Raw genomic sequence first — 24,759 nt, 5'->3', positions numbered from 1 at the left:
TATCTGTTTTTGTGAATGTGTTGTTATCAGCACGAGCCTGAAAGTCGGTTTTTAAGCTTCATGCGCGTCTCTTCCCGCAGGCAGTTCCAGCTGTTGTCGATAACGGCTGCGGACCATGCAGGCATGTTGGGAGAGAGGCGGTAATAAACCCACTTACCCTCGCGACGGTCAATCACCAGCCCGGCCTCGCGCAGAAGGGCCATGTGGCGTGAGACCTTAGGCTGCGGCTCGGTGGTCGCGGCGCAGAGATCGCAGACGCACAGCTCGCCCGCTTCGCGGAGCAGCATGACGATGGCGAGCCGCGTTTCGTCGGAGAGGGTTTTGAAGAGCTGGAGGGGGTGGAGCATTCTGTCATCCTGAATGTCTTTTATTATATATACTAAATCATATATGTTTATGGCTTGCGCGAGAAGAGGAAAAAGCAAGAAGGATAGAAAAAGCCAGGGGGGCTTGTAGAAGGTCAAAATAGTCTTTATGGCTTACCCGGACCACTCCAGACAGTCATGGGAAAGAAACCGTCCCCTGAAACGGTTTCTTTTTATCTGCTCACTTTCAACACTCGTCTGTGCTCAGCCAAAACAGCGATCGTTCCAGGTGTCACGGTAAATGATATTCCCCTCCGTGTACTTCCATGAGATGGCTTCATAACGCAATTCGAGCGTTTCAAGATGGGTGCTGCTCATGCCGTTAGGGGTCAGGAAGGGCGCCACTGTCGTGAACTTAACGTTTTCCATTACGATATTGAAATATTCGGCCTCGATACCGGACTCCAGAATACGATACATCTTAATAATTCCCTTCTTCATAACTCGCCCTTCACACACGGCGCGGTAAAGAAGTGGGGTAGTCTGATCAAATTCTTTGATTATCGTAATAGGGCGATGGACACGCGTGCCGGTGAGCTTGCCCCAGCTTGGGTCAACGGGAATGGTTACACCATGGGAGAACGATTTCAGTTCTATGGAACCCTGACGGGTGGGTATTATGCAGCTGCCGATAATTGGCGAGCCGTTCTCGTCCTCAAGCCAGAGATGTGCGGGTGTAGACATGTCATTTCCTTATTAGTAAACGTGAAGATTTTATGGTCCTCAATGCCATATCCAGTAAGCCAGCCCCAGTGTGACCAGGTAAAACAGGAGGATGAATCCCTGGCTAACCTCAGGGAAGTAAACGTCAAGGACATAGCCAAAAATGAACGCGAGGATGATGGGTATATAAGTCCAGAAGAAAAACTGGGCCTGAGATTTGAGCCAGCGTCTTAGAAAACCCATTAGCGCCTGTCCATGAGCTTCAGGATCTTGTCAGCAGCATCATAAGGGCGTTGAATGTTAGTCCATTGCTGGGTTAGTACGCCCGCGCGCATAAAAGCAGGCTCCACCAGGAAATACATCATCTCCAGCTCTCGCAGGTACAACGCTTGATAATAGGCGGGATGCATCACTTGCAGGCGATGAGCGCTGTCAGCGGCCTTTTGCACAATTCCATATATCCCCAGCCCGCCAACAGCCGCGCCCGTCAATCCAGAAACGATCTTTAACCCTGAAGGTGAAAGGTTCATATAGAGGCAAACAGTCGATGCGGCGCCTGCAGAGAATGAATACGAGGTTAGCGTGCTGGTGGATATGTAAACGTTAGCGCGCATTAGAGCATGCTGTATTGCTGATAATTCTGCCGGAGAATAATCCTTAACCAGCTCCTCAACGTACGTGTTGATTAGGTCAAAGACGATGTTCCAGCGAGAAATGAGGTGGAATATGCCCTTTCGGAAGCGAGCGTCCTCCAGATTTTGTCTGGTGCATACATCGTAATATTCATCAGTAAAGCAGGAGGTGTAGTACAGCAGGCGTTGGGCACCTGCACCTATATTACTTAGCTGGCTCTTTACCTCTTCACCTACCGCGCGTACCGCCTGGTCCAGCTTCATGGCTAGTATTTTTTGGCTCTGAAGCTGGCGGATGATCTCTTCAGAATGGTACATGCTTACTGACTCCGCACTTCAGCTCAATTGAGCGACCTTTTGCTGCATTCCCTAAGACCGGTATTGCTGTTAATGAACTTGAAAACTGCATTCCTGTCCCCTCCATAGTGTTTCTATCCGCTCCAGCGTATGCCTGTAACTAATATGGAAGTTCAAAGCAGATCATGTTTATGAAAAGCAGGGGATTTTTAGGATAATGACCTGATATTTTTTAACCTAAATACAATCTGTCATGAGTTCGAGTTGAAAATTGAATGACTCGTTACAAAGTCTGAAAGGAATGCAGGAAGAAGTTTCTTACTGATACTGACGCGCCGCTGGCAGGTTTTTTATTACCTATTACCTCCATATGGAAAATTCTGCTGCGATGATGTCGTCATGTAAGCGGAAGTGTTGTATAAATCTTTCATTCAAATATAGTTAGTATCAAGCCGGTAAAAAAATTAATTTATGGAAAAGGGTTAGTTAACATAAAGAATTGAATGAGAAATCAATGATATATTTTTGTCATGAAAGGAGGCGATTATGGCAGAATGCCTGCCACATCAGTTCAAAGCACCGTATATATTCTTGCTGTCGGACCTTTCTAAAATCCCAATAATAATTGACGAATTTCTTGGGCGGATTCATTGCATAACTGTTCTGACAAATAAAGGTCGCATTCATTGACAGGTCTTCACTAAACTCCGCACAACCAAATCTCAGAAAAAATCTGCTACTGCGGACTCTTTCAGCGTCGATTTTGCCGGGGTGGTGTATTGAACGGAAACAACATTATGGCTTATGTGATCGTTTTAAGCCATAAGAAGCTGTAAGTACTTTATACACAAAGACAATTGTTGGGTGTAAAAAAGAATCTATCTTTCTAACTCTTGATATATTGCATAAATACCTTCTGCCTTGAATTCACCATTTGCCCAAAGAATTGCATTTTTTTGTTCCGTTAGAATGTATTTTCTGACTTTTTTAGAATAGTGAATAGTTAGCATTAAGCCCATGGATAGCCAAAATAAAATAAACATGCCCATTGGAGTGATGGAGTAAATAAAAATTTTGTCTTTAATGAATTTCTTAACAGATTTATCAATGAAATTCTTTCCTTCTTCAGTATTTAGCAATTTACAAAGATCTTCTTTTTGTTCAATTGTTAATGACTTATACTTCTCTGTATAAGCAGGGAATGGTTGCGCGCAATCATCCTTTGAAATTTTCCAGTCAGGAGCGGAAAAAATTGTAGCCGCTGTCGCGAGTTTATTTGATATGTAAAATGACTCGCCAGAGCTCTTCCAGTAAAGTATCGTACTATTTGGCGGAGTTTTAATGGCTTGGATGAGTGTTGGTCCAAAAAGATAAATGGAATACAAAAAAAGAAGCGAAAAAAGAATGGTAACGGTTTTTTCAACCCATGTGATAGCAGGCAGTTTCTTTAATGATATTCGAATAAAGAAGAAATTTAGCACAAAAGCAGGGATGCCTGATTTTTTCAGTATAACATCATGAGACCGCCGGTATTTGAATAATGCTCTTGCAACTATTGTCAGCAAAGTTATAACAGCTCCAAAGATCGACAACCATGCTGCAAGTGCCGCTGCTGGGGAGTTTAAAAATTCAGCATTAAATATATTAGAACTTATTGGATTTATAACACTCATTCATCCTCCTGTTGGTTTTTATCCTTCAGTCTATTTGTACCATCAACGACACAATTTGCAAGACTTAACAAAACAGTTAGCGGTTGTCATTATTCCGTTGTGAGCATACCATTCGCAAAAATCATGCGACTTCTCTCCAACATGATCCGCACCGGGATTTTGACCGAAGCGGACCGTGATAACTAGTTATGTCCGGTGAAAAACGGATGTTCTTGAAACCTAATGGGAGCGGTACAACCAGTGCATTAATATCGAATGTGGGCATGCCTTCGTGACGCATGAGGCTTTATTCCGATCAGTTTGCCGCCTGCAAAAAAACAGCGAATCACCGACTCATTTCAAAGGTATGCAGGAACAATGTTCTTACTGAGTCTTACCCACCGCTGATGTAATAACATTGTCGTGACGAACTAGCTTAGAAAGCGGCGGATTTCATATTTGGTTTAGTCCACTTCCACAGCTTGCTTTATCATTTCTGCAACTACACTCCTGCTAGATCCTGTTTCATCTGCGATCTCCATTACTTTGGCTTCAGCCATGGCTTTGCTGCGCATTGCTGAGAGCACGGGTTTAAAGGCGTGGTTGTTTCCCTGAAGGTTTAATGGTAACGAAGTGCTGGTAATCAATATTTCTTCCAGCACCCAGGGTTCTTCATCTGCGACCCAAGAAACCTTAGCATTCTTTTCCATCCAGAGATCAAGCCATTGCTCGCCAGGATGAGTAAATGTCGTTCTCTTGCCTGAACCAACCCGACGGAGCGGGAAATTGCTTTTCGTCGCAAGCAGAACTCCCAGTGTACGCCTGAGTGTTGAACCTTCAGCGTTACCGTTATAGTGGGTTTTGATTCGCTGCCTAAGATTAGCCCGGCTATTAGGTTTGCTTTTTTTATCGGGTGAAATACCGACATAGAGCAACGTGTATCCCTCTTGAGTAATGCATCCCTCAATTGGAACACCAGGGGGGATTCCTTTAAACCACCAAAAATAAATACCTTTTACAGAAGGAACAGGTGTTGGATGACACATGACATCTGCTCTGCTGAATGTTTTTTCAGGATAAAAATCAAACACGCATATTCTCCACGCTGATTCACCCTGATATTTTATTAGATGATCATGTGGGAATGCTTGATTTACTCAGGGGGAATGATGAGTTTAAGAGTAACGACACAGCAGGTAGACACCTGGAAGAAACGTCTTCAGAGGGATGGGTTGAAAGGTTCGACCTACTTTTGTCAGCAGAGCGGTGCTGTGTGGGTATCTGCATCCGTTGACCACCAGGCAATATGCCAGCGCGTTTTAGGGCAAGATTCGGGAACAAGCTCTCTGTCGAGTTACCTGCGCTGGGATGATGTGAGTGCGGTTGATCTGGTTGAACTGCTATATGCGATTGAAACGGCGTAGCAAGGCTTTGCCTATGGCTGTTCGCCACAAGGACACGAATTTCAGGCAACAAAAAACCCATCAACCTTGAACCAAAACGGCGGGGTTGATGGGCTCCACAAATTGGGGACATCAAAGAAAAGCAGTGGCACTAGTTATGACTGCCCCCTGCTAAAAAAGTTCTGCGCGTAACTAAAATATTTTCCACTACGCGCAAACTTAGGAGTTATCCGAGCCCCGGCCAGATGATGATGATCAGCGTACCCGCCAGCGTCAGCAGCACGTTGGCGATAGCGTACGTGCCCGCATAGCCCAGCGCCGGGATGTTGCTGCGCGCGGTATCGCTGATGATTTCCATCGCGGGGGCACAGGTACGCGCCCCCATCATCGCCCCGAAGAGCAGGGCGCGGTTCATACGCAGCACGTAGGCGCCGAACAGGAAGCAGATCACCACCGGCACCAGGCTGACGATAAGTCCGGAAACCAGCATCTGCCAGCCGACGGCGCCGAGGCTGTGGCCAATGCCGCTGCCCGCGCTCAAGCCCACGCCCGCCATAAAGACCATCAGGCCGAACTCTTTCACCATATTGAGCGCACCCTGCGGAATGTAGCCGAAGGTCGGGTGGTTCGCTCGCAGGAAGCCCAGCATGATCCCGGCGAACAGCAGCCCGGCGGCGTTACCGATGCCGAAGCTAAAGTTGCTGAACTGGAAGGTGATCATCCCGATCATCAGGCCAACGATAAAGAAGGCGCAGAAGGCCAGCAGGTCGGTGACCTGGCTGTGAATGGAGATAAAGCCGATGCGGTCGGCCACGGTTTTCACGCGGCGGGCGTCGCCGCTGACCTGCAGCACGTCGCCTTTGTTGAGCACCACGTTGTCGTCGATAGGCATCTCAATCTGGCTGCGGATCACGCGGTTGAGGAAGCAGCCGTGGTCGGTCAGCTTCAGCTGCGCCAGGCGGCGGCCCACGGCGTTATGGTTTTTCACCACGATCTCTTCGGTGACGATGCGCATGTCGAGCAGGTCGCGGTCGAACACCTCTTTGCCGTTACGGAAGCTCGGGTCGAGACGGGCGTGGGCGTCCGGGTATCCCACCAGCGCGATGTCGTCGCCCATCTGCAGCACCGCGTCACCGTCCGGGTTCGCCAGAATGCCGTTACGGCGGATACGTTCGATGTAGCAGCCCGTCTGGCGGTAAATACCCAGCTCGCGCAGGTTTTTGCCGTCCGCCCAGGCCACCAGCTCTGGCCCGACGCGATAGGCGCGGATCACCGGGAGATAGACTTTACGTTTGGAGTCGGTATCGAGACCGCGCTCGCGGGCGATTTGCTGGGCGCTGGTCTGCAGATCCTGGTGCTGCAGTTTTGGCAGGTAGCGCGCGCCAACGATCAGGCTCACCAGACCAATCAGATAGGTCAGGGCATAGCCCAGGCTCAGGTGGTCGAGCGCGGTAGAAAGCTGCGCGCCGGCCATGCCGGAATGGCGCAGGGTATCACCGGCACCCACGAGTACCGGCGTGGAGGTCATGGAGCCTGCCAGCATACCGGCCGTTAACCCGATATCCCAGCCAAACAGTTTACCCAGCCCCAACGCGATCAGCAGCGCGCTGCCGACCATCACCAGCGCCAGCATCAGATAATTTTTGCCGTCGCGGAAGAAAATTGAAAAAAAGTTAGGTCCCGCTTCCACGCCAACGCAAAAAATAAACAGCATAAAGCCTAAGTTGAGCGCGTCCGTGTTAATGCTGAAGTGCTGCTGGCCTAATAATAGTGAGACGACTAAAACGCCAATGGAATTACCGAGTTGAACCGACCCCAGGCGCAATTTACCCAGGCAAAGACCCAGCGCCAGTACCACAAATAATAACAGGATGTAATTCCCATTTAACAAGTCTGCGACGTTTATATTCACGGAGGCTAACTTCTTGTTTACGAGTAAGTTGTTGAATGAAAGGACTTTTTGGGCTACTGTTTTCTGGGTCAGGGAAAGGCGTTAACGCTCCCTGTTTCCTGCTTTATTCCCTAAAACATTAGCTGGCGTGTAGTTTAATCGCATTAGCTACTGACAGCCACCTATTATCGCATCACCCTGTGCGTACTTTGGCAAGGATTGCCGCACTGCTTTATCTGACTGGGCGTCTACCCGACGAAAGTGTATTTGATAGAGATAAGTCAGGAGGATAGTTTGAACATTAAACGAAACTGGGCGGGGGTGATCAGCTGCTTTTTGCTGTTCACGGTCGTCTGCATGTCGCTCGCTTTTAATGTGAAAGGCGCATTCAGGGCGGCGGGTCACCCGGAGCTGGGGCTGCTCTTTTTTACGCTGCCGGGGGCTGCAGCCAGTTTTCTCTCCCGTAAAGGGGAGGTGGTGAAGCCGCTGCTGGGCGCTATGCTGGCCGCGCCGCTGTGTCTGCTGCTGATGCGCCTGCTGTATATATCAACGCGGAGTTTCTGGCAGGAACTGGCGTGGTTGATGAGCGCCGTATTCTGGTGCGCCCTGGGCGCGCTCTGCTACCTGTTTGTGCGCAGCCTGCTTCAACACCGACGGCACCACAAATAAAAACGCCCTCACGGTGAGGGCGTCCTTTCATTTCATTACTGCTCGGCAAACAGGCCCAGATGCTCTTTGGCGTAGGCTTCAAAGTCGGTGCAGCCGCCGATGTGTTTCTGATCGAGGAAGATCTGCGGGACGGTTTCAACCGGCTTGCCGACGGTTTTTTCCAGATCGGCTTTGGTGATGCCTTCCGCGTGGATATCCACGTAGCGGAAGTTGAAGTCATCGCGCTCTTCGGTCAGTTTCTCAGCCAGCTCTTTCGCGCGCACACAGTAAGGGCACCCTGGACGACCAAAAATTACTGCAAACATTTCTCTCTCCTCAAAAACAAGCCTGACGGCGAATAGGGCATATAGTGCCCCATAACCTGCCGCCATTAAAGAAGGTTTCGCCTGTCGCTTTGATACAGTGAGGCTATGTTTCGCCAATTACATCACGCAAATCATTGCCTATACTGGCAGGCATAAGGTTTACGCAAGATAAAGAGAGATAAGATGACACCCACGATTGACCTGCTCCTGTCCCACCGTTCCATCCGCCACTTTACCGATGAGCCGATTACCGAGGCGCAGCGTACCGCCATCATTAACAGCGCGAGGGCGACCTCCAGCTCCAGCTTCCTGCAGTGCAGCTCGATAATCCGCATTACCGACCCGGCGATGCGCGAACAGCTGGTCACCCTGACCGGCGGACAGAAGCATGTGGCCCAGGCCGCCGAGTTCTGGGTGTTCTGCGCCGACTTTAACCGCCACCTGCAGATCTGCCCTGAAGCGCAGCTGGGGCTGGCCGAACAGCTGCTGCTGGGCGTCGTGGATACCGCGCTGATGGCGCAAAACGCCTTCACGGCCGCGGAGTCGCTGGGGTTAGGCGGCGTCTACATCGGCGGGCTGCGTAACAACATCGAAAGCGTGACCGAGCTGCTGAAGCTGCCGAAACACGTGCTGCCGCTGTTCGGCCTGTGCCTCGGCTGGCCGGCGGATAACCCGGATCTTAAGCCGCGCATTCCTGCCGCCATGCTGGTGCACGAGAATCACTACCAGCCGGTCGATCGGGACGTCCTCCATCAATACGACGAAGAGCTGGCGAACTACTATCTGACGCGCGACAGCAATAACCGTCGCGACACCTGGAGCGACCATATTCGCCGCACCATCATTAAGGAAAACCGTCCGTTTATTCTCGATTATCTGCACAAACAGGGCTGGGCGACGCGATAGTCCATTTATCCTGCGCCAGCCTGCGTATATGATACGCAGGCTTTTTCCATGTCTTCAGAGAGGTGCAGGGTGAAAATTGCCATATTGTCCCGGGATGGAACGCTCTATTCATGTAAACGCCTGCGAGAAGCGGCAGCCAAACGCGGGCATCAGGTTGAGATCCTCGACCCGATGTCCTGCTATATGAACATCGACCCGGCCGCCTCGTCGATTCACTACAAAGGCCGCAAGCTGCCCCACTTTGATGCGGTGATCCCGCGCATCGGCTCGCAGATAACCTATTACGGCACCGCCGCGCTGCGCCAGTTCGAGATGCTGGGCAGCTATCCGCTCAATGAATCCGTCGCCATTTCCCGCGCCCGCGACAAGCTGCGCTCGCTGCAGCTGCTCGCCCGTCAGGGGATCGATCTCCCGGTCACCGGAATAGCCCATTCCCCCGACGATACCAGCGATCTCATTGACATGGTGGGCGGCGCGCCTCTGGTGATCAAGCTGGTGGAAGGCACGCAGGGCATCGGCGTGGTGCTGGCGGAGACGCGTCAGGCGGCTGAAAGCGTGGTTGACGCCTTCCGCGGGCTGAATGCGCACATTCTGGTGCAGGAGTATATTGAAGAGGCGAAAGGGCGCGATATTCGCTGCTTCGTGGTCGGTAACGAAGTGGTGGCGGCCATCGAGCGACAGGCGAAAGAGGGCGACTTCCGCTCTAACCTTCACCGCGGCGGCGTTGCCAGAATCGCCGATATCAGCGAGCGCGAGCGCGAGATAGCCGTAAAAGCGGCGCAGACTCTCGGGCTGGACGTGGCGGGTGTAGACCTTCTGCGGGCGACGCGCGGGCCGCTGGTCATGGAGGTTAACGCCTCCCCGGGGCTGGAAGGCGTGGAAAAAACCACCGGCGTCGATATTGCGGGTAAAATGATCGCATGGATCGAGCGTCATGCAACGCCGGGCTACTGTCTGAAAACGGGCGGTTAAATGGCATTGAATGCACTTTTTGCGTAATCTAGACGAAGTTTTTATTTAAGAGGCTGCACAGCGATGGATTTACAGGTCGTACCTACACTGGATACGTTACGTCAATGGCTTGATGATGCCGGAATTACGTTTTTTGAATGCGATTCCTGCCAGGCGCTGCATCTGCCTCATATGCAGAATTTCGACGGCATTTTCGATGCCAAAATCGATCTGATTAACGACGTGATCCTTTTCTCCGCGCTGGCCGAAGTGAAGCCGTCCGCGCTGCTGGCGCTGGCCTCCGACCTGTCGGCCATCAATGCCAGTTCTTTGACGGTGAAGGCATTTCTCGACATACAGGATGATAATCTGCCAAAACTGGTCGTTTGCCAGTCTTTATTCTCCGGCGCCGGGCTGTCGTTCAAGCAGTTCGCCTGGTTTATGCGCTTGAGCGAAGAGCAAATTTCCATGGTGATGATGGAAGCCAATGCACATCATCTGCTGTATAGCGCAGAAGAGGATGCAGAGAATAATGATGCATCTCCCAATTTTCTCCACTAAGGCTGTCTGACTTTTGCGCAGTCGCTGCCATGGCGACTGCAGAAGGCCATCTTTTCTGCTGCTTTTAACCTTTCTTTAAAGAATTTTTCACCTCCCTGAAGGCCGTTTCGGCTTATCACGTAGACATAACCTGCATAAAAAATTGATAAAAGGCGTTTTTTCGTCTGGGCTATAGCCGGAGACACGGGCTACAGTTATTCTTGCGATGCTTCAAAAAGCGAGCGGATCCTGCCGGGTAAAGAGGTTTCTTTTTATTTTGAGCAGAGCGACAAACTATGCATGATTTTTGCATACATCCAGATTGCACAGTTTTAGTTCGTTTGTTAACGAGCTTTCAGAAGGAATAACACTATGATCGCCTTGAACAAAAAATGGTTATCGGGTCTGGTTGCGGGTGCTCTGATGGCCGTCTCTGCCGGCACGCTCGCTGCGGAACAAAAAACGCTGCACGTTTATAACTGGTCTGACTATATTGCGCCGGACACGGTGGGTAACTTTGAGAAAGAGACCGGCATTAAAGTGGTGTACGACGTGTTCGATTCCAACGAAGTGCTGGAAGGAAAGCTGATGGCGGGCAGCACCGGGTTTGACCTGGTCGTGCCTTCTGCAAGCTTCCTGGAGCGTCAGCTGACGGCGGGCGTCTTCCAGCCGCTGGACAAAAGCAAGTTACCGAACTGGAAAAACCTCGATCCCGACGTGCTGAAGCTGGTGGCAAAGCATGACCCGGACAACAAATACGCGATGCCTTACCTGTGGGCGACCACCGGTATCGGCTATAACGTGGACAAGGTCAAAGCGGTGCTGGGCCCGGACGTCAAGCTGGACAGCTGGGACGTGGTGCTGAAGCCGGAAAACCTTGAGAAGCTGAAAAGCTGCGGCGTCTCCTTCCTCGATGCGCCGGAAGAGATTTTCGCCACCGTGCTGAACTACCTCGGCAAAGATCCGAACAGCAGCAAGGCGGATGACTACACCGGCCCGGCGACCGATCTCCTGCTGAAGCTGCGTCCAAACATTCGTTACTTCCACTCGTCTCAGTACATCAATGACCTGGCGAACGGCGATATCTGCGTCGCGATCGGCTGGGCAGGGGACGTGTGGCAGGCGGCGAACCGCGCGAAAGAGGCGAAAAACGGCGTAAACGTTTCTTACTTCATCCCGAAAGAGGGGGCGCTGGCCTTCTTTGACGTCTTCGCGATGCCGGCTGACGCCAAAAACAAAGACGAAGCCTATCAGTTCCTCAACTACCTGATGCGTCCGGAAGTGATTGCCCACATCAGCGACCACGTCTATTACGCCAACGGTAACAAGGCCTCCGTGCCGCTGGTCAGCGAAGCGATCCGCAATAATCCGGCTATCTATCCGCCAGCTGACGTGTTCGCCAAGCTCTTCACCCTGAAGGTTCAGGATCCAAAAATTGACCGCGTGCGTACCCGCGCGTGGACCAAGGTGAAAAGCGGTAAGTAGCCCTTTGTCACAGGCCGGGCAAGCGAAGCGCCCCCGGCAACAGGCGCACCGTTCTGGTGCGCCTGCACCATGATTTGATCTCTACCGGAGAACACCCCGTGAATGACGCGATCCCCCGCCCGCAGGCGAAAGTCCGTAAAGCGCTGACCCCGCTTCTTGAAATTCGTAACCTCACCAAATCTTTCGATGGCCAGCATGCCGTGGACGACGTCAGCCTGACTATCTATAAAGGCGAAATATTCGCGCTACTGGGCGCATCGGGCTGCGGCAAATCGACCCTGCTGCGCATGCTGGCCGGTTTTGAACAGCCCACCGCCGGGCAGATCGTGCTTGATGGCGTGGATCTCTCCAGCGTGCCGCCGTATCAGCGTCCGATCAACATGATGTTCCAGTCCTACGCGCTGTTCCCGCACATGACGGTGGAGCAGAACATCGCCTTTGGCCTGAAGCAGGACAAGCTGCCGAAGGTCGAAATTACCGCGCGCGTGGCCGAGATGCTGAGCCTGGTGCACATGCAGGAGTTCGCGAAGCGTAAGCCGCACCAGCTCTCCGGCGGCCAGCGCCAGCGCGTGGCCCTGGCCCGCAGCCTGGCAAAACGTCCGAAGCTGCTGCTGCTCGACGAGCCGATGGGCGCGCTGGACAAAAAGCTGCGCGACCGCATGCAGCTTGAAGTGGTGGATATCCTCGAGCGCGTGGGCGTGACCTGCGTGATGGTGACCCACGACCAGGAAGAGGCGATGACCATGGCCGGACGTATCGCGATCATGAACCGCGGGAAGTTCGTGCAGATTGGCGAGCCGGAAGAGATTTATGAGCATCCGACCACCCGCTACAGCGCGGAGTTCATCGGCTCGGTTAACGTCTTCGAAGGGCTGCTGAAAGATCGTCAGGAAGATGGCCTGGTCATCGAATCGCCGGGGCTGCAGCATCCGCTTAAGGTCGATCCGGATAGCTCCGTGGTGGATAACGTGCCGGTCTACGTCGCGCTGCGCCCGGAGAAGATCATGCTCTGTGAGGATCCGCCTGCCGATGGCTATAACTTTGCCGTGGGCGAAGTGGTGCACATTGCCTATCTGGGCGATCTGTCCATCTATCACGTGCGCCTGAAAAGCGGACAGATGCTCAGCGCCCAGCTGCAGAACGAACATCGCTATCGCAAGGGGCAGCCGACATGGGGCGACGAAGTTCGCCTGTGCTGGGATGCTGACAGTTGCGTCGTACTGACGGTATAAGGAGCGATCATGAGCACACTTGAACCTCCAGCCCGAGCAGAAAAGCCGGGCGGCTTTGCCCAGTGGCTGACGCGCATGCAGATGAAGCACGGCCGCAAGCTGGTGATCGCCATGCCTTACGTGTGGCTGATCCTGCTGTTCCTGCTGCCGTTCCTGATTGTTTTCAAGATCAGCCTGGCGGAGATGGCGCGGGCGATCCCGCCCTACACCAACCTGCTGGACTGGGCCGACGGGCAGCTGACGCTGACCTTAAACCTGGGCAATTTCCTGCAGCTCACCGACGACCCGCTCTACTTCGAAGCCTATCTGCAGTCGCTGCAGGTGGCGGCGATCTCGACGCTCTGCTGTCTGGTGATGGGCTACCCGCTGGCGTGGGCCGTGGCGCACAGCAAGCCGTCGACGCGTAACATCCTCCTGCTGCTGGTGATCCTGCCGTCGTGGACCTCGTTCCTGATCCGCGTTTACGCGTGGATGGGGATCCTGAAAAACAACGGCGTGCTGAATAACTTTCTGATGTGGTTAGGCGTTATCGATCAGCCGCTGACGATCCTGCACACCAACCTCGCGGTCTATATCGGCATTGTGTACGCCTATCTGCCGTTTATGGTGCTGCCGATCTACACGGCGCTGACGCGGATTGACTACTCGCTGGTGGAAGCGTCGCTCGATCTCGGCGCGCGGCCGCTGAAAACCTTCTTCAGCGTCATTGTTCCGCTCACCAAAGGGGGGATTATCGCCGGGTCAATGCTGGTCTTTATCCCGGCGGTGGGGGAGTTTGTGATCCCGGAACTGCTCGGCGGCCCCGACAGCATCATGATTGGCCGCGTGCTGTGGCAGGAGTTCTTCAATAACCGCGATTGGCCGGTGGCGTCGGCGGTGGCGATTGTGATGCTTCTGCTGCTGATCGTGCCGATCATGTGGTTCCACAAGCATCAGCAGAAACAGATGGGAGATCGCGGATGAACAACTTACCGGTAGTGCGCTCCCCGTGGCGAATCGCGATCCTGGTCATCGGCTTTACCTTCCTCTATGCGCCGATGCTGATGCTGGTGATCTACTCGTTCAACAGCTCCAAACTGGTGACGGTCTGGGCGGGCTGGTCGACGCGCTGGTACAGCGAGCTGTTCCACGACGATGCGATGATGAGCGCCGTGGGGCTGAGCCTGACCATTGCGGCGCTGGCGGCGACGATGGCCTCCGTGCTGGGCACCATCGCCGCGCTGGTGATGGTGCGCTTCGGGCGTTTTCGCGGCTCGAACGGCTTTGCCTTTATGATCACCGCCCCGCTGGTGATGCCGGACGTGATCACCGGCCTTGCGCTGCTGCTGCTGTTTGTGGCCCTGGCGCACGCCATAGGCTGGCCGGCGGATCGCGGCATGCTCACCATCTGGCTGGCGCACGTCACCTTCTGTACCGCCTACGTGGCGGTGGTGATCGCCTCGCGCCTGCGCGAGCTGGATCGCTCCATAGAAGAGGCGGCGATGGATCTCGGCGCGACGCCGCTGAAGGTCTTTTTCATCATCACGCTGCCGATGATTATGCCGGCGGTGATCTCCGGCTGGCTGCTGGCGTTTACGCTGTCGCTCGACGATCTGGTTATCGCCAGCTTTGTCTCCGGCCCGGGGGCGACGACGCTGCCGATGCTGGTCTTCTCCAGCGTGCGCATGGGGGTCAACCCGGAGATCAACGCCCTGGCCTCTATCATCCTCGGCGTGGTCGGAATTGTCGGATTTATCGCCTGGTATTTGATGGCGCGCGCGGAAAAACAGCGCGTGCGCGATATCCAGCGTGCAAGACGCGGCTGAAGCATTTAAAATTTCCAGTGATGTGCCGCGCATGACGCGGCACTGTTTTTCAGGGAAGTAAAACATTGGGATTATTAAAAAAATCACGTATTACGCACGCGCGTCCAAACGTCCCTGCGCTGGTTCAGGTGGCGGCGCTCGCCATTATTATGATCCGCTGCCTGGACGTGCTGATGATTCTGAACACCCTGGGCGTGCGCGGCATCGGTGAATTCATTCACCGCAGCGTGCAGACGTGGAATCTGACGCTGGTCTTCCTGAGCAGCCTGGCGCTGGTGTTTATCGAGATCTACTGCGCGTTTTCGCTGGTTAAAGGGCGCAACTGGGCGCGCTGGGTCTATCTGCTGACGCAAATCACCGCCGCCAGCTATCTGTGGGCCGCCTCGCTGGGGTACGGCTACCCGGAGCTGTTCAGCATTGCCGGTGGATCCAAACGCGAGATCCTGCGCGCGCTGTTTATGCAAAAACTGCCGGATATGCTGGTTCTGTCCCTGCTTTTTATCCCCGCGTCCAGTCGGCGGTTCTTCCGCCTGCAATAATGTGTATAATCGCAGCCCTCGTTTTCCTTAAGGTTTTCATATGCACTGCGCACTCTATGACGCCGGACGCTGCCGCTCCTGTCAGTGGATAGAACAGCCGGTCTCTCAACAACTCACCGCCAAAATGGCCGACCTGCAACAGCTGCTGGCAGCCCACGCGGTGGGCGAGTGGTGCGCACCCGTCAGCGGCCCGGAACAGGGATTCCGCAACAAAGCTAAAATGGTGGTCAGCGGCAGCGTAGAAAAACCGCTGCTGGGGATGCTGCACCGGGACGGCACGCCGGAAGACTTAACCGACTGCCCGCTTTATCCCGCCTCGTTTGAGCCCGTTTTTGCCGCACTGAAACCGTTTATCGCGCGGGCAGGGTTAACGCCCTACAGCGTCGCCCGCAGGCGCGGCGAGCTTAAGTACCTGCTGCTGACCGAAAGCCAGATTGACGGCGGCATGATGCTGCGCTTCGTGCTGCGCTCTGAAACCAAGCTCGAGCAGCTGCGCGCGGCGCTGCCGTGGCTGCAGGAACAGCTGCCGCAGCTTAAGGTTATTACCGCAAACATTCAGCCGGTGCATATGGCGATCATGGAGGGGGAGAAAGAGATCTTCTTCACCGACCAGCACGCGCTGGCGGAGAACTTTAACGGCGTGCCGCTGTGGATCCGCCCGCAGAGCTTCTTCCAGACCAACCCGACCGTCGCGAGCGCGTTATACGCCACCGCCCGTGACTGGGTTCGGGGGTTAAACATCCATCATATGTGGGATCTGTTTTGCGGCGTGGGCGGCTTTGGCCTGCACTGCGCCACGCCGGAGATGCAGCTCACCGGCATTGAGATCTCTGCCGAAGCGATTGCCTGCGCGAAGCAGTCCGCCGCCGAGCTGGGGTTAACGAATCTGCACTTCCAGGCGCTGGACTCCACGCAGTTCGCCACCGGCCAGGGCAACGTGCCGGAGCTGGTGCTGGTTAACCCGCCGCGCCGCGGCATTGGAAAGGCGCTTTGCGACTACCTGAGCCAGATGGCGCCTGATTTTATCGTCTACTCCAGCTGCAATGCGCAGACCATGGCAAAAGACATCGCCAGCCTGCCGGGCTACCGCATTGAACGCGTGCATCTTTTCGATATGTTCCCGCATACCGCGCATTATGAAGTGCTGACGTTGTTAGTGAAAACGCGCTAATCCTTAACATTGCCCGGTGGCGCTGCGCTTACCGGGCCTACGGTCCTGAGTAGGCCGGGTAAGGCGCAGCCGCCACCCGGCATGACCCCCGCACAATGTTCAACAAAATGTGAACTCTTCATCCCGGCGAAATCAGGTAAGCTTACGTCATAAGAATTGAATGAAGGCTTACCCATGAAGCAGATCCTGCTGGTGGAAGACGACCACGATATCGCGGCGCTTCTGCGACTCAATTTAGAAGACGAAGGCTACGCCATCACCCACGAGCCCGACGGGGGCAATGCCCTGCAGCGCCTGGAAAAACAGCCGTGGGATGCGGTGATCCTCGATCTGATGCTGCCCAACGTTGACGGGCTGGAGATTTGCCGCCGCATCCGTCAGATGACGCGCTATCTGCCGGTCATCATCATCAGCGCCCGCAGCAGCGAAACCGACCGCATCACCGGGCTGGAAACCGGCGCCGATGACTATCTGGCAAAACCGTTCTCCGTGCAGGAGCTGATTGCGCGCATCAAAGCGCTGTTTCGTCGCCAGCAGGCGATGGGGCAGGCGCAAACGGATGGGCAAATCCAGGCCCACGGTCTGACCATCGATCCGCTGGCGCGCAGCGTCCTGCTCCACGGCCAGGTGGTGGATCTCACCCCGCGTGAATTTGAGCTGCTCTACTTTTTTGCCCGCCACCCTGGCGAGGTCTTTTCGCGTCTGGCGCTGCTTGAGCAGGTCTGGGGCTACCAGCACGAAGGCTACGAGCACACCGTCAATACCCATATCAACCGCCTGCGCATCAAGATAGAGAAGGACGCCGCCGAGCCGGAGATTATTCGTACCGTCTGGGGCAAGGGCTACAAATTTGCGGAGCCAAATCATGATGCGCCGTTTTAGCCTGAGCCAGCGCCTGACGCTGCTGTTCATCCTGCTGATGATGCTCTGCGCCGCCGTTGCCTGCGCGGTGCAGCTCTACACCAGCACGCAGTACGGCAACGCGATGGTGCAGCGGCTATCCGGCGGGCTGGCGCAGCAGATCGTCCAGCGGGAACCGATTCTGGACGCGCAGGGCAGGGTTGACCGAACGGCGCTCAAGCCGCTGTTTGACCGGCTGATGACCTTCAATCCGAGCGTTGAGCTGTACGTTGTGTCGCCCGACGGCGATATCCTGGCCGATGCCGCACCGCCGGGCCACATTCAGCGGCAAAAAATCGACCTGGCACCGGTTCAAACCTTCCTGAGCGGGACCGCCATACCGGTACTGGGCGACGATCCGCGCAGCCAGAACAAAAAGGTTTTCAGCGCCACGCCGCTGCGACAGGATGGCGAGCTTAAGGGCTACCTGTACATTATTTTGCAGGGCGAGGAGTCGAACGCGCTGGCGGAGATGGCCTGGCACAAGGCGCTGTGGAGCACGGTGCTCTGGTCACTGCTGTGGGTGGCGCTGTTTGGCCTTCTGGCGGGCCTGCTGGTCTGGTACTGGGTCACGCGCCCGGTAAAACAGCTGACGGTGGAGGTCGCCGGGCTGGAGCAGGACAGCATAAGCGCGATCCGGCAGCTGGCTGCACAGCCGCCGGAAGATGCGGCAAATGACGAAGTGGCGCGCCTGCGCAACAGCTTTATCGAGCTGGCGCGCAAAATCACCCAACAGTGGGATCGGCTGGCCGACAGCGATCGCCAGCGCCGGGAGTTTATCGCCAATATTTCGCACGATCTCCGCACGCCGCTGACCTCGCTGCTGGGCTACCTGGAAACTCTGTCGCTCAAGTCCGCGACCCTGACGCCGCAGGAGCACCAGCAGTATCTCGCCACCGCCCTGCGTCAGGGACAAAAGGTACGTCACCTTTCGCAGCAGCTGTTTGAGCTGGCGCGCCTTGAGCACGGCGGCATCAAGCCGCAGCGCGAGCGTTTCGCGATGGGGGAGCTGATTTCCGACGTGGCGCAGAAGTTTGAGCTCACCGCCCGCACGCGCGAGGTGAATCTGCATATTGACGTGCCGGGACCGCTGCCGCTGGTCAACGCCGACGTGTCGATGATTGAACGCGTGGTGACTAACCTGCTCGATAACGCGATGCGCCATACGCCGACCGGCGGGGAAATTCGCCTGGCGGTCTGGCAGGAGAATGAACGGCTTCAGGTCGAAGTGGCCGACAGCGGCACGGGCGTGGATGCCTCGCTGCGCGACGATCTGTTCCAGCGGCCGTCGGCGCTCAATACCCAGGCCTCGCGGGAGAACCGCGGCGGGCTGGGGCTGTTAATCGTGAAACGGATGCTGGAGCTGCACGGCGGCGGGATCAGGCTGATGGAGTCGGTGAGCGGGGCGCGTTTCAGGTTCTTTGTGCCGCTTTGAGAATTGCCGGGTGGCGCTGCGCTTACCCGGCCTACAACTCCCCCCGTAGGCCGGGTAAGGCGAAGCCGTCACCCGACAAAAAGGGTTACTGCGGGAACCACTGCTCGCTGATTTTCTGGTACGTACCGTCGGCTTTAATCGCTTTAAGCGCGCCGTTCAGCTTTTCCAGCAGGGCTTTATTATCCGGACGTACCGCGATGCCGAGGCCGGTGCCGAAGTACTGCGGATCGGTCACTTTTTCCGTTGCGGTGCCCAGCTGCGGGTTGGTTTTCAGCCACTCGTTGACCACGGCGGTGTCGCCGAAGACGCCGTCGATACGGCCATTTTTCAGGTCGATGATGGCGTTCTGGTAGCTGTCATAGGCCACGGTCTTCACTTCAGGATGTTTGTCCTGGAGGTATTTCTGGTGCGTGGTGCCGTTTTCCATTCCGATACGCTTGCCTTTCAGCTGATCGAAAGAGGTGTACGCCCCTTTCTTCGCAATCACTACCGCCGAGTTGGCGTAGTACGGGTCGGTAAACGTCACCTGCTTGCTGCGCTCTGGGGTGATGTCCATCCCGGAGATCACCGCGTCGTATTTTTTGAACTTCAATGACGGGATCAGGCTGTCAAAGGCGTGGTTGGTAAAGGTGCAGTCGGCCTGCATCTGTTTGCACAGCGCCTTCGCCAGATCGATATCGAAACCCACGATCTGGTTGCTGGCATCCAGCGATTCAAACGGCGGATAGGTGGCGGACACGCCGAAATTGATTTTATCCGCAGCGGATGCGCCAGCGGCGAAGGTTGCCAGTAGTGCGGCCAGAACTAACTTTTTCATTATCATGCTCCCGTCTGTCTTATTGATGCGCCGTGTCTGCGGCCTGGATGTACAATGCCAGTAAATGAATTTGTATGCAATAAAAATGATTAAATATTATTTTTTGTAAAAAAAAAAGCGGATAACCAGAAGGTTACCCGCAGTGATAAATCACATTTATGCACTTCTTGCCGGGTGGCGCTGCGCTTACCCGGCCTACGATCTGCGCTCAAACGCTAAAGCTTTACGCTCGATCAGACGCATCATCAGCGTCAGCAGACCGTTCACCACCAGATACACCACGCCCGCCGCGCCGAACACCATCACGTCATAGGTGCGCCCGTACAGCAGCTGTCCGTGGCCCATCACCTCCATCAGGGTGATGGTGTAGGCCAGCGAGGTACTCTTGAACACCAGCACCACTTCGTTGGAATAGGAGGAGAGCGCGCGCTTAAAGGCGTACGGCAGCAGGATCGCCAGCGTGTCTTTCTTGCTCATGCCGAGCGCCCCGCAGGACTGCCACTGGCCTTCCGGGATGGCGCGGATCGCCCCGTAGAACAGCTGGGTAGTATAGGCCGCGCTGTTCAGGGAAAGGGCAATCAGGGCGCACAGCCACGGCTCAGAGAGCAGGTGCCAGATAACCGGATACTCCTGCAGCGACGGGAACTGGCCCGGGCCGTAGTAAATCAGGAAGATCTGCACCAGCAGCGGCGTACCGGTAAACAGGGTGATGTAACCGCGCACAATCCACACCAGCACCGGCGTTTTCAGCGTCAGGATGATGGTGAAGATAAGGGCCAGGATCAGCGCCACGATGATGGACGCCACGGTCAGCGTCAGGCTGGTGTGCAGCCCTTTCATGAGCTCCGGGAAATAGTCAAGCATCAGCCTGGTCTCCGTTCAAAGCGCGTCGCCCGCAGGTCAATACGCTTGAGAATGTACTGACTGAGCAACGTAATCACCAGGTAGATCGCCGCCGCCACAATGTACCAGGTGAAGGGCTCCTGGGTACGGGTGGCGATGCTTTTGGTTTGCAGCATCAAATCGTTAACGCTTATCAGGCTCACCAGCGCGGTATCTTTCAGCAGCACCAGCCACTGGTTGCCGAGGCCCGGCAGGGCATGACGCCACATCTGCGGCATCACCAGACGGAAAAAGATGGCGGATTTCGACAGCCCTAACGCCTGGCCCGATTCCCATTGGCCCTGCGGCACGGCCTTCAGCGCTCCGCGCAGGGTTTGCGACGCGTACGCCGAGTAGAGCAGAGAGAGGGCAATCACGCCGCACAGGAACGGGCTGACGTCGAAGTTGTCAATCTGCATCTGCACCGGGATCTGCGCAAAGCCGAGATTGAGCGTAAAACCGTCCGACAGCGTAAGCAGCAGCTGTGACGAGCCGAAATAGATAAACAGGACCACCAGAATTTCCGGTAGCCCACGCAGCACGGTGACCAGCGCCGAGCCTGCCCAGGCGACGGGGAACCATTTCGCGGATTCCCACACCGCAAAGAACATCGCCAGCACGAGGCCGATAATCAGTGCGCAAACGGCAAGGCCGACGGTCATCCCGGCGGCGCTTGCTAAAGGAAAAATTTCATTCATCAGGAATTACTTCTGGAACCATTTTTTGTAGATGGTTTCGTAGGTGCCGTCTTTCTTCACTTTTTCCAGCGCAGCGTTGAATTTCTGCTGCAGCTCGGTGTTGCCCTGACGGACGGCAATGCCCAGACCGGTGCCGAAGTAGTCTTTATCGGTCACTTTGTCGCCCACTGGCGCCAGCTTGTCGTTGGCTTTCAGCCACTCGGTCACTACCGCGGTATCACCGAAAACGCCGTCAATACGGCCATTTTGCAGATCCAGCTTCGCGTTCTGGTAGCTGTCATAAGGAACGGTAGTAATTTCCGGATGCTTATCCGTGATGAATTTCTGGTGCGTGGTGCCGTTCTGCACGCCCACTTTTTTGCCTTTCAGCTGATCGACAGAGGTGAATTTCCCTTTCTGACCAATAAACAGGGCGGAGTTATCGTAGTAAGGGGCAGTGAACAGCACCTGCTTTTCACGTTCCGGGGTGATGTCCATACCGGCCATCACCGCGTCGATACGGCGGAACTTCAGGCTTGGGATCAGGCTGTCGAACGCCTGGTTGCTGAAGGTACAGGTCGCATCGATCTCTTTACACAGGGCGTTAGCGAGGTCCACGTCGAAGCCCACAATTTTGTTGTTCGCATCAATCGACTCAAACGGAGGGTAGGAGGCTTCCGTGGCGAAACGAATGGTCTGGGCTGCGGTAGCAGAAAGGGTAACGCCAGCAAGCAGCACGGCAAGTAATACTTTTTTCATTATATTTCCCCTGACACAATCAATGAGATAAATAGTTTTTGAAGGCATCGGTTTGCGGGTTTGCGAAGCAGCTCGCATCACCTTGCTCAACGATATAGCCGTTTTCCATGTACACCACGCGGCTGGCGGTTTTACGCGCCACTTCCACTTCGTGGGTAACAATAACCTGCGTAATGTTGGTTTCCGCCAGCTCGCGAATGATGCTGACGATCTGGGCGGTGATTTCCGGATCCAGCGCTGCGGTCGGTTCATCAAACAGCAGAACGGCGGGCTCCATCATCAGCGCGCGGGCAATGGCGACGCGCTGCTGCTGACCACCGGAAAGGTGCAGCGGATAGCGGTCGCTGTAAGGCTTAAGGCGCAGACGATCCAGCAGCTTGTCGGCACGCGCGATCGCCTGATCCTTGCTTAACCCCAGCACGCGGCACGGCGCTTCAATCAGGTTTTGCAGGACGGTCAGATGCGGCCAGAGATTGTATTGCTGGAAGACCATGCCGACGTTTTGACGCAGCTCGCGAATCGCTTTATCAGAGGGCGTTTTCGCAAAATCAAAATGGTTGCCGGCAATCGCCAGCGTACCTGAGCGGGGCATTTCAAGCAGATTAAGGACACGCAGAAGGGAGCTTTTGCCTGCACCGCTCGGGCCAAGCAAAACCAGCGTTTCGCCTTCCGGGCAGTTCAGCGTGATGTCAAACAGCGCCTGGTGTGCGCCGTAGAAGCAGTTAATGCCGTTTAGTTTAATACTCATCGGGGCAGTCTTTACTCATCCAGGCAATCTATAGCAATTGAGGCCGCAGATAGTACCGTTGACAGAATAGTTATGCAATATTTCTGCGTTAAAAGTTAAATATAACCCGTGTTTCCTCTTAAACATAGCACAAAATAGCGACGGGCAAGGTCGGCGAGTATAAATGTCGGCATTCCGCGAGAAATGCCGGACATTTTACGGGGGTAACATTTTTATAACTGATGGTTTAGCGGTTCTCAACTGACTGGCGAAGCGTGCCGGCCGGGGCATGAACGCTGCCGCCAACGTAGCGCACGTCGTCGACCGCCCAGCACTGGCCCTCACGGATCATCAGGACTTCGTCCTGCCAGGTTTGGGTTCCCTGCGTCAGCTTCACGCGCAGCGGAATGTTACGCGCATCGGTGTTCGGGATGGTTGACGCGCTGGCCACTTCGGCGCTGTCCGGCAGCGTGCTGCGGCTGGAGAACGGGTCGGATTTCAGCAGCGCGTTGTGCTGCGGATCGCGGGCGGCGTCGTTAAGCAGTTTTGCCAGGCCGTCGCTGAGATAGGGGCGCAGGCCGGTGAGGTCGTTGCTGCGGTGCTGAATGCGATAATCATAGAACTGCTGCGCCACGGCGTCCGGGCCGCCCTCAATGCAGGGGCCGCTGCGGGTTCCGATATCCTTAAAGGCTGGCGTGACCGTGGTGGTACAGGCGCTGAGCACCAGCGCGCAGGGCACCAAAAGTGTTAAAGCTGAATAGCGCATGTTGATTTCCTTATTTATTAACTATCCTTTCAATCATAGCGTAACGAACCGATAATGCTGTGCCTAAGGCATTGAACGCTAAAGAAGGAGAGAAACCATGCAGTTTTCAACAACGCCAACCCTGGAAGGGCAGACGATAACCGAGTATTGCGGTGTGGTCACCGGCGAAGCGATTCTCGGCGCCAATATCTTCCGTGACTTTTTTGCCGGCATCCGCGATATCGTGGGCGGGCGCTCGGGCGCATACGAAAAAGAGCTGCGCAAAGCGCGCGAAATTGCCTTTAAAGAGCTTGGTGAGCAGGCGGAAGCCCTCGGCGCCGATGCGGTCGTGGGGATTGATATCGACTACGAAACGGTCGGGAAAGATAGCAGCATGCTGATGGTAAGCGTAAGCGGTACGGCGGTGAAAACCCTGCGATGAGGCGTTCGTTTGCCGCGCTCCTGCTGGCGCTGCTGCTGGCAGGATGTGCCACCGAAAAAGGGATCGTCGACAAAGGCGCCTACGAGCTGGATACGCGTCATCAGGCGCAGGCGGCTTATCCGCGCATCAAGGTGCTGGTGATCCACTACACCGCGGACGATTTTGACAGCTCGCTGGCCACGCTGACGGATAAAAACGTCAGCTCTCATTATCTGATCCCGGCCAGGCCTCCGGCGCCGGACGGTAAGCCGCGCATCTGGCAGCTGGTCCCCGAGAGCGAGCTGGCCTGGCATGCGGGCATCAGCTTCTGGCGCGGTACCAACCGGATAAACGATACGTCCGTCGGCATTGAGCTGGAGAACCGCGGCTGGCAAAAAACGGCCGGGGTGAAGCACTTCACGCCGTTTGAGCCCGCGCAGATTGCGGCGCTGGTGCCCCTCGCCAAGGACATTATTGCCCGCTACAACATCAGGCCCGAAAACGTGGTGGCCCATTCGGACATCGCCCCGCAGCGCAAAGACGATCCCGGCCCGCTGTTCCCGTGGCGACAGCTTGCCCGGCAGGGCATTGGCGCATGGCCCGATCTGGCGCGCGTCGCGTTCTATACAGACGGGCGGCCGCGCTATCAGCAGGTGGACACCGGGGCATTGCTCGATCTCCTCGCGCGCTATGGCTATGAGGTGCCGGTTGACGGCACCCCGGCGCAGCAAAAGCGCGTCATCACGGCATTCCAGATGCATTTCCGACCCGAGCGGTGGAACGGCGTCGCGGACGTCGAAACGATGGCCATTGCCGAAGCGCTTTTAGAGAAATACGGGCAGGGATAATCCTTCGGACTGCCCCGAATGCCTTGTTTAACCCCAGCCCTT

27 protein-coding genes and 1 pseudogene are annotated in these 24,759 nt (G+C 55.3%); 15 read left to right on the top strand and 13 right to left on the bottom strand.

All coding sequences use genetic code 11. The features are described from left to right. Positions 1 to 26: 26 nt before the first annotated feature. The 4 genes from ACJBF3_RS13045 to ACJBF3_RS13030 all read right to left on the bottom strand — a co-directional run bounded on the left by ACJBF3_RS13045 (position 27) and on the right by ACJBF3_RS13030 (position 3,630). Complete coding sequence (locus ACJBF3_RS13045; protein ID WP_045327375.1) at positions 27 to 347, bottom strand: metalloregulator ArsR/SmtB family transcription factor; 321 nt, start codon at positions 345 to 347, stop codon at positions 27 to 29. A gap of 222 nt (positions 348 to 569) precedes the next feature. Beyond that, positions 570 to 1,049: a type VI secretion system tube protein TssD gene (locus ACJBF3_RS13040; RefSeq protein WP_045327373.1), complete on the bottom strand. Its 480-nt coding sequence runs from the start codon at positions 1,047 to 1,049 to the stop codon at positions 570 to 572. 221 nt (positions 1,050 to 1,270) lie between these two features. Beyond that, the gene (locus tag ACJBF3_RS13035) at positions 1,271 to 1,978 is read right to left on the bottom strand and encodes a hypothetical protein (protein ID WP_045327372.1); all 708 of its coding nucleotides are present in this window, start codon (positions 1,976 to 1,978) and stop codon (positions 1,271 to 1,273) included. Positions 1,979 to 2,835: 857 nt separating this feature from the next. Continuing rightward, the gene (locus ACJBF3_RS13030; RefSeq protein ID WP_045327371.1) at positions 2,836 to 3,630 is read right to left on the bottom strand and encodes a DUF6216 family protein; all 795 of its coding nucleotides are present in this window, start codon (positions 3,628 to 3,630) and stop codon (positions 2,836 to 2,838) included. Between the two features lie 232 nt (positions 3,631 to 3,862). Between ACJBF3_RS13030 and ACJBF3_RS13025 the strand changes: the two are divergent. Next, positions 3,863 to 4,000 (top strand): annotated as a pseudogene (locus tag ACJBF3_RS13025) (ogr/Delta-like zinc finger family protein); the annotation flags it as partial. A 73-nt stretch (positions 4,001 to 4,073) separates the two neighbouring features. On the opposite strand, the gene ACJBF3_RS13020 reads toward ACJBF3_RS13025, so the two are convergent. Next, positions 4,074 to 4,700, bottom strand: coding sequence for a GIY-YIG nuclease family protein (locus ACJBF3_RS13020; protein ID WP_223239969.1), 627 nt, complete (start codon positions 4,698 to 4,700; stop codon positions 4,074 to 4,076). Between the two features lie 538 nt (positions 4,701 to 5,238). Beyond that, the gene (locus tag ACJBF3_RS13015) at positions 5,239 to 6,924 is read right to left on the bottom strand and encodes an aspartate:alanine antiporter (protein WP_014169303.1); all 1,686 of its coding nucleotides are present in this window, start codon (positions 6,922 to 6,924) and stop codon (positions 5,239 to 5,241) included. A 273-nt stretch (positions 6,925 to 7,197) separates the two neighbouring features. On the opposite strand from ACJBF3_RS13015, the gene ACJBF3_RS13010 reads away from it, so the two are divergent. Next, positions 7,198 to 7,572, top strand: coding sequence for an inner membrane protein YbjM (locus ACJBF3_RS13010; protein WP_045327367.1), 375 nt, complete (start codon positions 7,198 to 7,200; stop codon positions 7,570 to 7,572). Positions 7,573 to 7,607: 35 nt separating this feature from the next. Here ACJBF3_RS13010 and ACJBF3_RS13005 read toward each other — a convergent pair whose 3' ends face one another. After that, complete coding sequence (locus ACJBF3_RS13005; RefSeq protein WP_028012502.1) at positions 7,608 to 7,877, bottom strand: GrxA family glutaredoxin; 270 nt, start codon at positions 7,875 to 7,877, stop codon at positions 7,608 to 7,610. Positions 7,878 to 8,060: 183 nt separating this feature from the next. On the opposite strand from ACJBF3_RS13005, the gene nfsA reads away from it, so the two are divergent. From nfsA to ACJBF3_RS12950, 11 genes are all read left to right on the top strand, one after another. Then, positions 8,061 to 8,783, top strand: coding sequence for a nitroreductase NfsA (nfsA, locus tag ACJBF3_RS13000; protein WP_045327365.1), 723 nt, complete (start codon positions 8,061 to 8,063; stop codon positions 8,781 to 8,783). Positions 8,784 to 8,852: 69 nt separating this feature from the next. Then, a complete protein-coding gene (gene rimK / locus ACJBF3_RS12995) occupies positions 8,853 to 9,755 on the top strand; it encodes a 30S ribosomal protein S6--L-glutamate ligase (RefSeq protein ID WP_045327363.1) in 903 nt (300 codons plus the stop codon). A 63-nt stretch (positions 9,756 to 9,818) separates the two neighbouring features. Beyond that, positions 9,819 to 10,295: a YbjN domain-containing protein gene (locus tag ACJBF3_RS12990; protein WP_032639153.1), complete on the top strand. Its 477-nt coding sequence runs from the start codon at positions 9,819 to 9,821 to the stop codon at positions 10,293 to 10,295. A 351-nt stretch (positions 10,296 to 10,646) separates the two neighbouring features. Beyond that, the gene (potF, locus tag ACJBF3_RS12985) at positions 10,647 to 11,759 is read left to right on the top strand and encodes a spermidine/putrescine ABC transporter substrate-binding protein PotF (RefSeq protein WP_045327361.1); all 1,113 of its coding nucleotides are present in this window, start codon (positions 10,647 to 10,649) and stop codon (positions 11,757 to 11,759) included. A gap of 98 nt (positions 11,760 to 11,857) precedes the next feature. Beyond that, complete coding sequence (gene potG / locus ACJBF3_RS12980; RefSeq protein ID WP_047723690.1) at positions 11,858 to 12,991, top strand: putrescine ABC transporter ATP-binding subunit PotG; 1,134 nt, start codon at positions 11,858 to 11,860, stop codon at positions 12,989 to 12,991. A 9-nt stretch (positions 12,992 to 13,000) separates the two neighbouring features. Further along, positions 13,001 to 13,954, top strand: a complete 954-nt coding sequence (gene potH / locus ACJBF3_RS12975; protein ID WP_045327357.1) for a putrescine ABC transporter permease PotH — start codon at positions 13,001 to 13,003, stop codon at positions 13,952 to 13,954. Next, the gene (potI, locus tag ACJBF3_RS12970) at positions 13,951 to 14,796 is read left to right on the top strand and encodes a putrescine ABC transporter permease PotI (RefSeq protein ID WP_008503447.1); all 846 of its coding nucleotides are present in this window, start codon (positions 13,951 to 13,953) and stop codon (positions 14,794 to 14,796) included. The genes potH and potI overlap by 4 nt, the downstream gene beginning before the upstream one ends. 65 nt (positions 14,797 to 14,861) lie before the next feature. Next, entirely contained in the window at positions 14,862 to 15,335 is a 474-nt protein-coding gene (locus ACJBF3_RS12965; protein WP_045327355.1) for a YbjO family protein, read from the top strand. A 40-nt stretch (positions 15,336 to 15,375) separates the two neighbouring features. Continuing rightward, positions 15,376 to 16,506, top strand: a complete 1,131-nt coding sequence (rlmC, locus tag ACJBF3_RS12960) for a 23S rRNA (uracil(747)-C(5))-methyltransferase RlmC (RefSeq protein ID WP_045327354.1) — start codon at positions 15,376 to 15,378, stop codon at positions 16,504 to 16,506. Positions 16,507 to 16,680: 174 nt separating this feature from the next. Beyond that, positions 16,681 to 17,388 carry a response regulator transcription factor gene (locus ACJBF3_RS12955; protein WP_045327351.1) on the top strand — a complete coding sequence of 236 codons (708 nt, stop codon included), beginning with the start codon at positions 16,681 to 16,683 and terminating at the stop codon, positions 17,386 to 17,388. Next, complete coding sequence (locus tag ACJBF3_RS12950; RefSeq protein ID WP_045327350.1) at positions 17,372 to 18,841, top strand: ATP-binding protein; 1,470 nt, start codon at positions 17,372 to 17,374, stop codon at positions 18,839 to 18,841. The genes ACJBF3_RS12955 and ACJBF3_RS12950 overlap by 17 nt, the downstream gene beginning before the upstream one ends. A gap of 85 nt (positions 18,842 to 18,926) precedes the next feature. Here ACJBF3_RS12950 and artJ read toward each other — a convergent pair whose 3' ends face one another. From artJ to ACJBF3_RS12920, 6 genes are all read right to left on the bottom strand, one after another. Continuing rightward, entirely contained in the window at positions 18,927 to 19,658 is a 732-nt protein-coding gene (gene artJ, locus ACJBF3_RS12945) for an arginine ABC transporter substrate-binding protein ArtJ (protein WP_045327349.1), read from the bottom strand. Between the two features lie 195 nt (positions 19,659 to 19,853). Then, the gene (gene artM / locus ACJBF3_RS12940; protein WP_045327347.1) at positions 19,854 to 20,522 is read right to left on the bottom strand and encodes an arginine ABC transporter permease ArtM; all 669 of its coding nucleotides are present in this window, start codon (positions 20,520 to 20,522) and stop codon (positions 19,854 to 19,856) included. Then, positions 20,522 to 21,238: an arginine ABC transporter permease ArtQ gene (gene artQ / locus ACJBF3_RS12935; protein ID WP_045327345.1), complete on the bottom strand. Its 717-nt coding sequence runs from the start codon at positions 21,236 to 21,238 to the stop codon at positions 20,522 to 20,524. The genes artM and artQ overlap by 1 nt, the downstream gene beginning before the upstream one ends. Positions 21,239 to 21,244: 6 nt before the next feature. Then, entirely contained in the window at positions 21,245 to 21,976 is a 732-nt protein-coding gene (gene artI / locus ACJBF3_RS12930; RefSeq protein WP_045327343.1) for an arginine ABC transporter substrate-binding protein ArtI, read from the bottom strand. 19 nt (positions 21,977 to 21,995) lie between these two features. Further along, positions 21,996 to 22,724: an arginine ABC transporter ATP-binding protein ArtP gene (artP, locus tag ACJBF3_RS12925; protein WP_032639162.1), complete on the bottom strand. Its 729-nt coding sequence runs from the start codon at positions 22,722 to 22,724 to the stop codon at positions 21,996 to 21,998. A gap of 226 nt (positions 22,725 to 22,950) precedes the next feature. Next, on the bottom strand, positions 22,951 to 23,469 hold the full coding sequence (locus ACJBF3_RS12920) for a lipoprotein (RefSeq protein ID WP_045327342.1): 519 nt from the start codon (positions 23,467 to 23,469) through the stop codon (positions 22,951 to 22,953). 97 nt (positions 23,470 to 23,566) lie between these two features. Here ACJBF3_RS12920 and ACJBF3_RS12915 point away from each other — a divergent pair, with 97 nt between their 5' ends. Then, positions 23,567 to 23,890 (top strand): heavy metal-binding domain-containing protein, encoded by a 324-nt coding sequence (locus ACJBF3_RS12915; protein ID WP_045327341.1) that lies wholly within the window; start codon positions 23,567 to 23,569, stop codon positions 23,888 to 23,890. Continuing rightward, entirely contained in the window at positions 23,887 to 24,717 is an 831-nt protein-coding gene (locus tag ACJBF3_RS12910; protein WP_045327340.1) for an N-acetylmuramoyl-L-alanine amidase, read from the top strand. Before ACJBF3_RS12915 ends, ACJBF3_RS12910 begins: the two co-directional genes overlap by 4 nt. The last annotated feature ends 42 nt before the right edge of the window (positions 24,718 to 24,759 follow it).

This window comes from Enterobacter sp. PP-008-ECC_S150, from assembly GCF_045257065.1.
In the GTDB taxonomy this organism is placed as follows: Bacteria; Pseudomonadota; Gammaproteobacteria; order Enterobacterales; family Enterobacteriaceae; genus Enterobacter; species Enterobacter chengduensis.
Note: the sequence above shows the minus strand (reverse complement) of the source record. Positions and strands in the feature narration are given on the sequence as shown.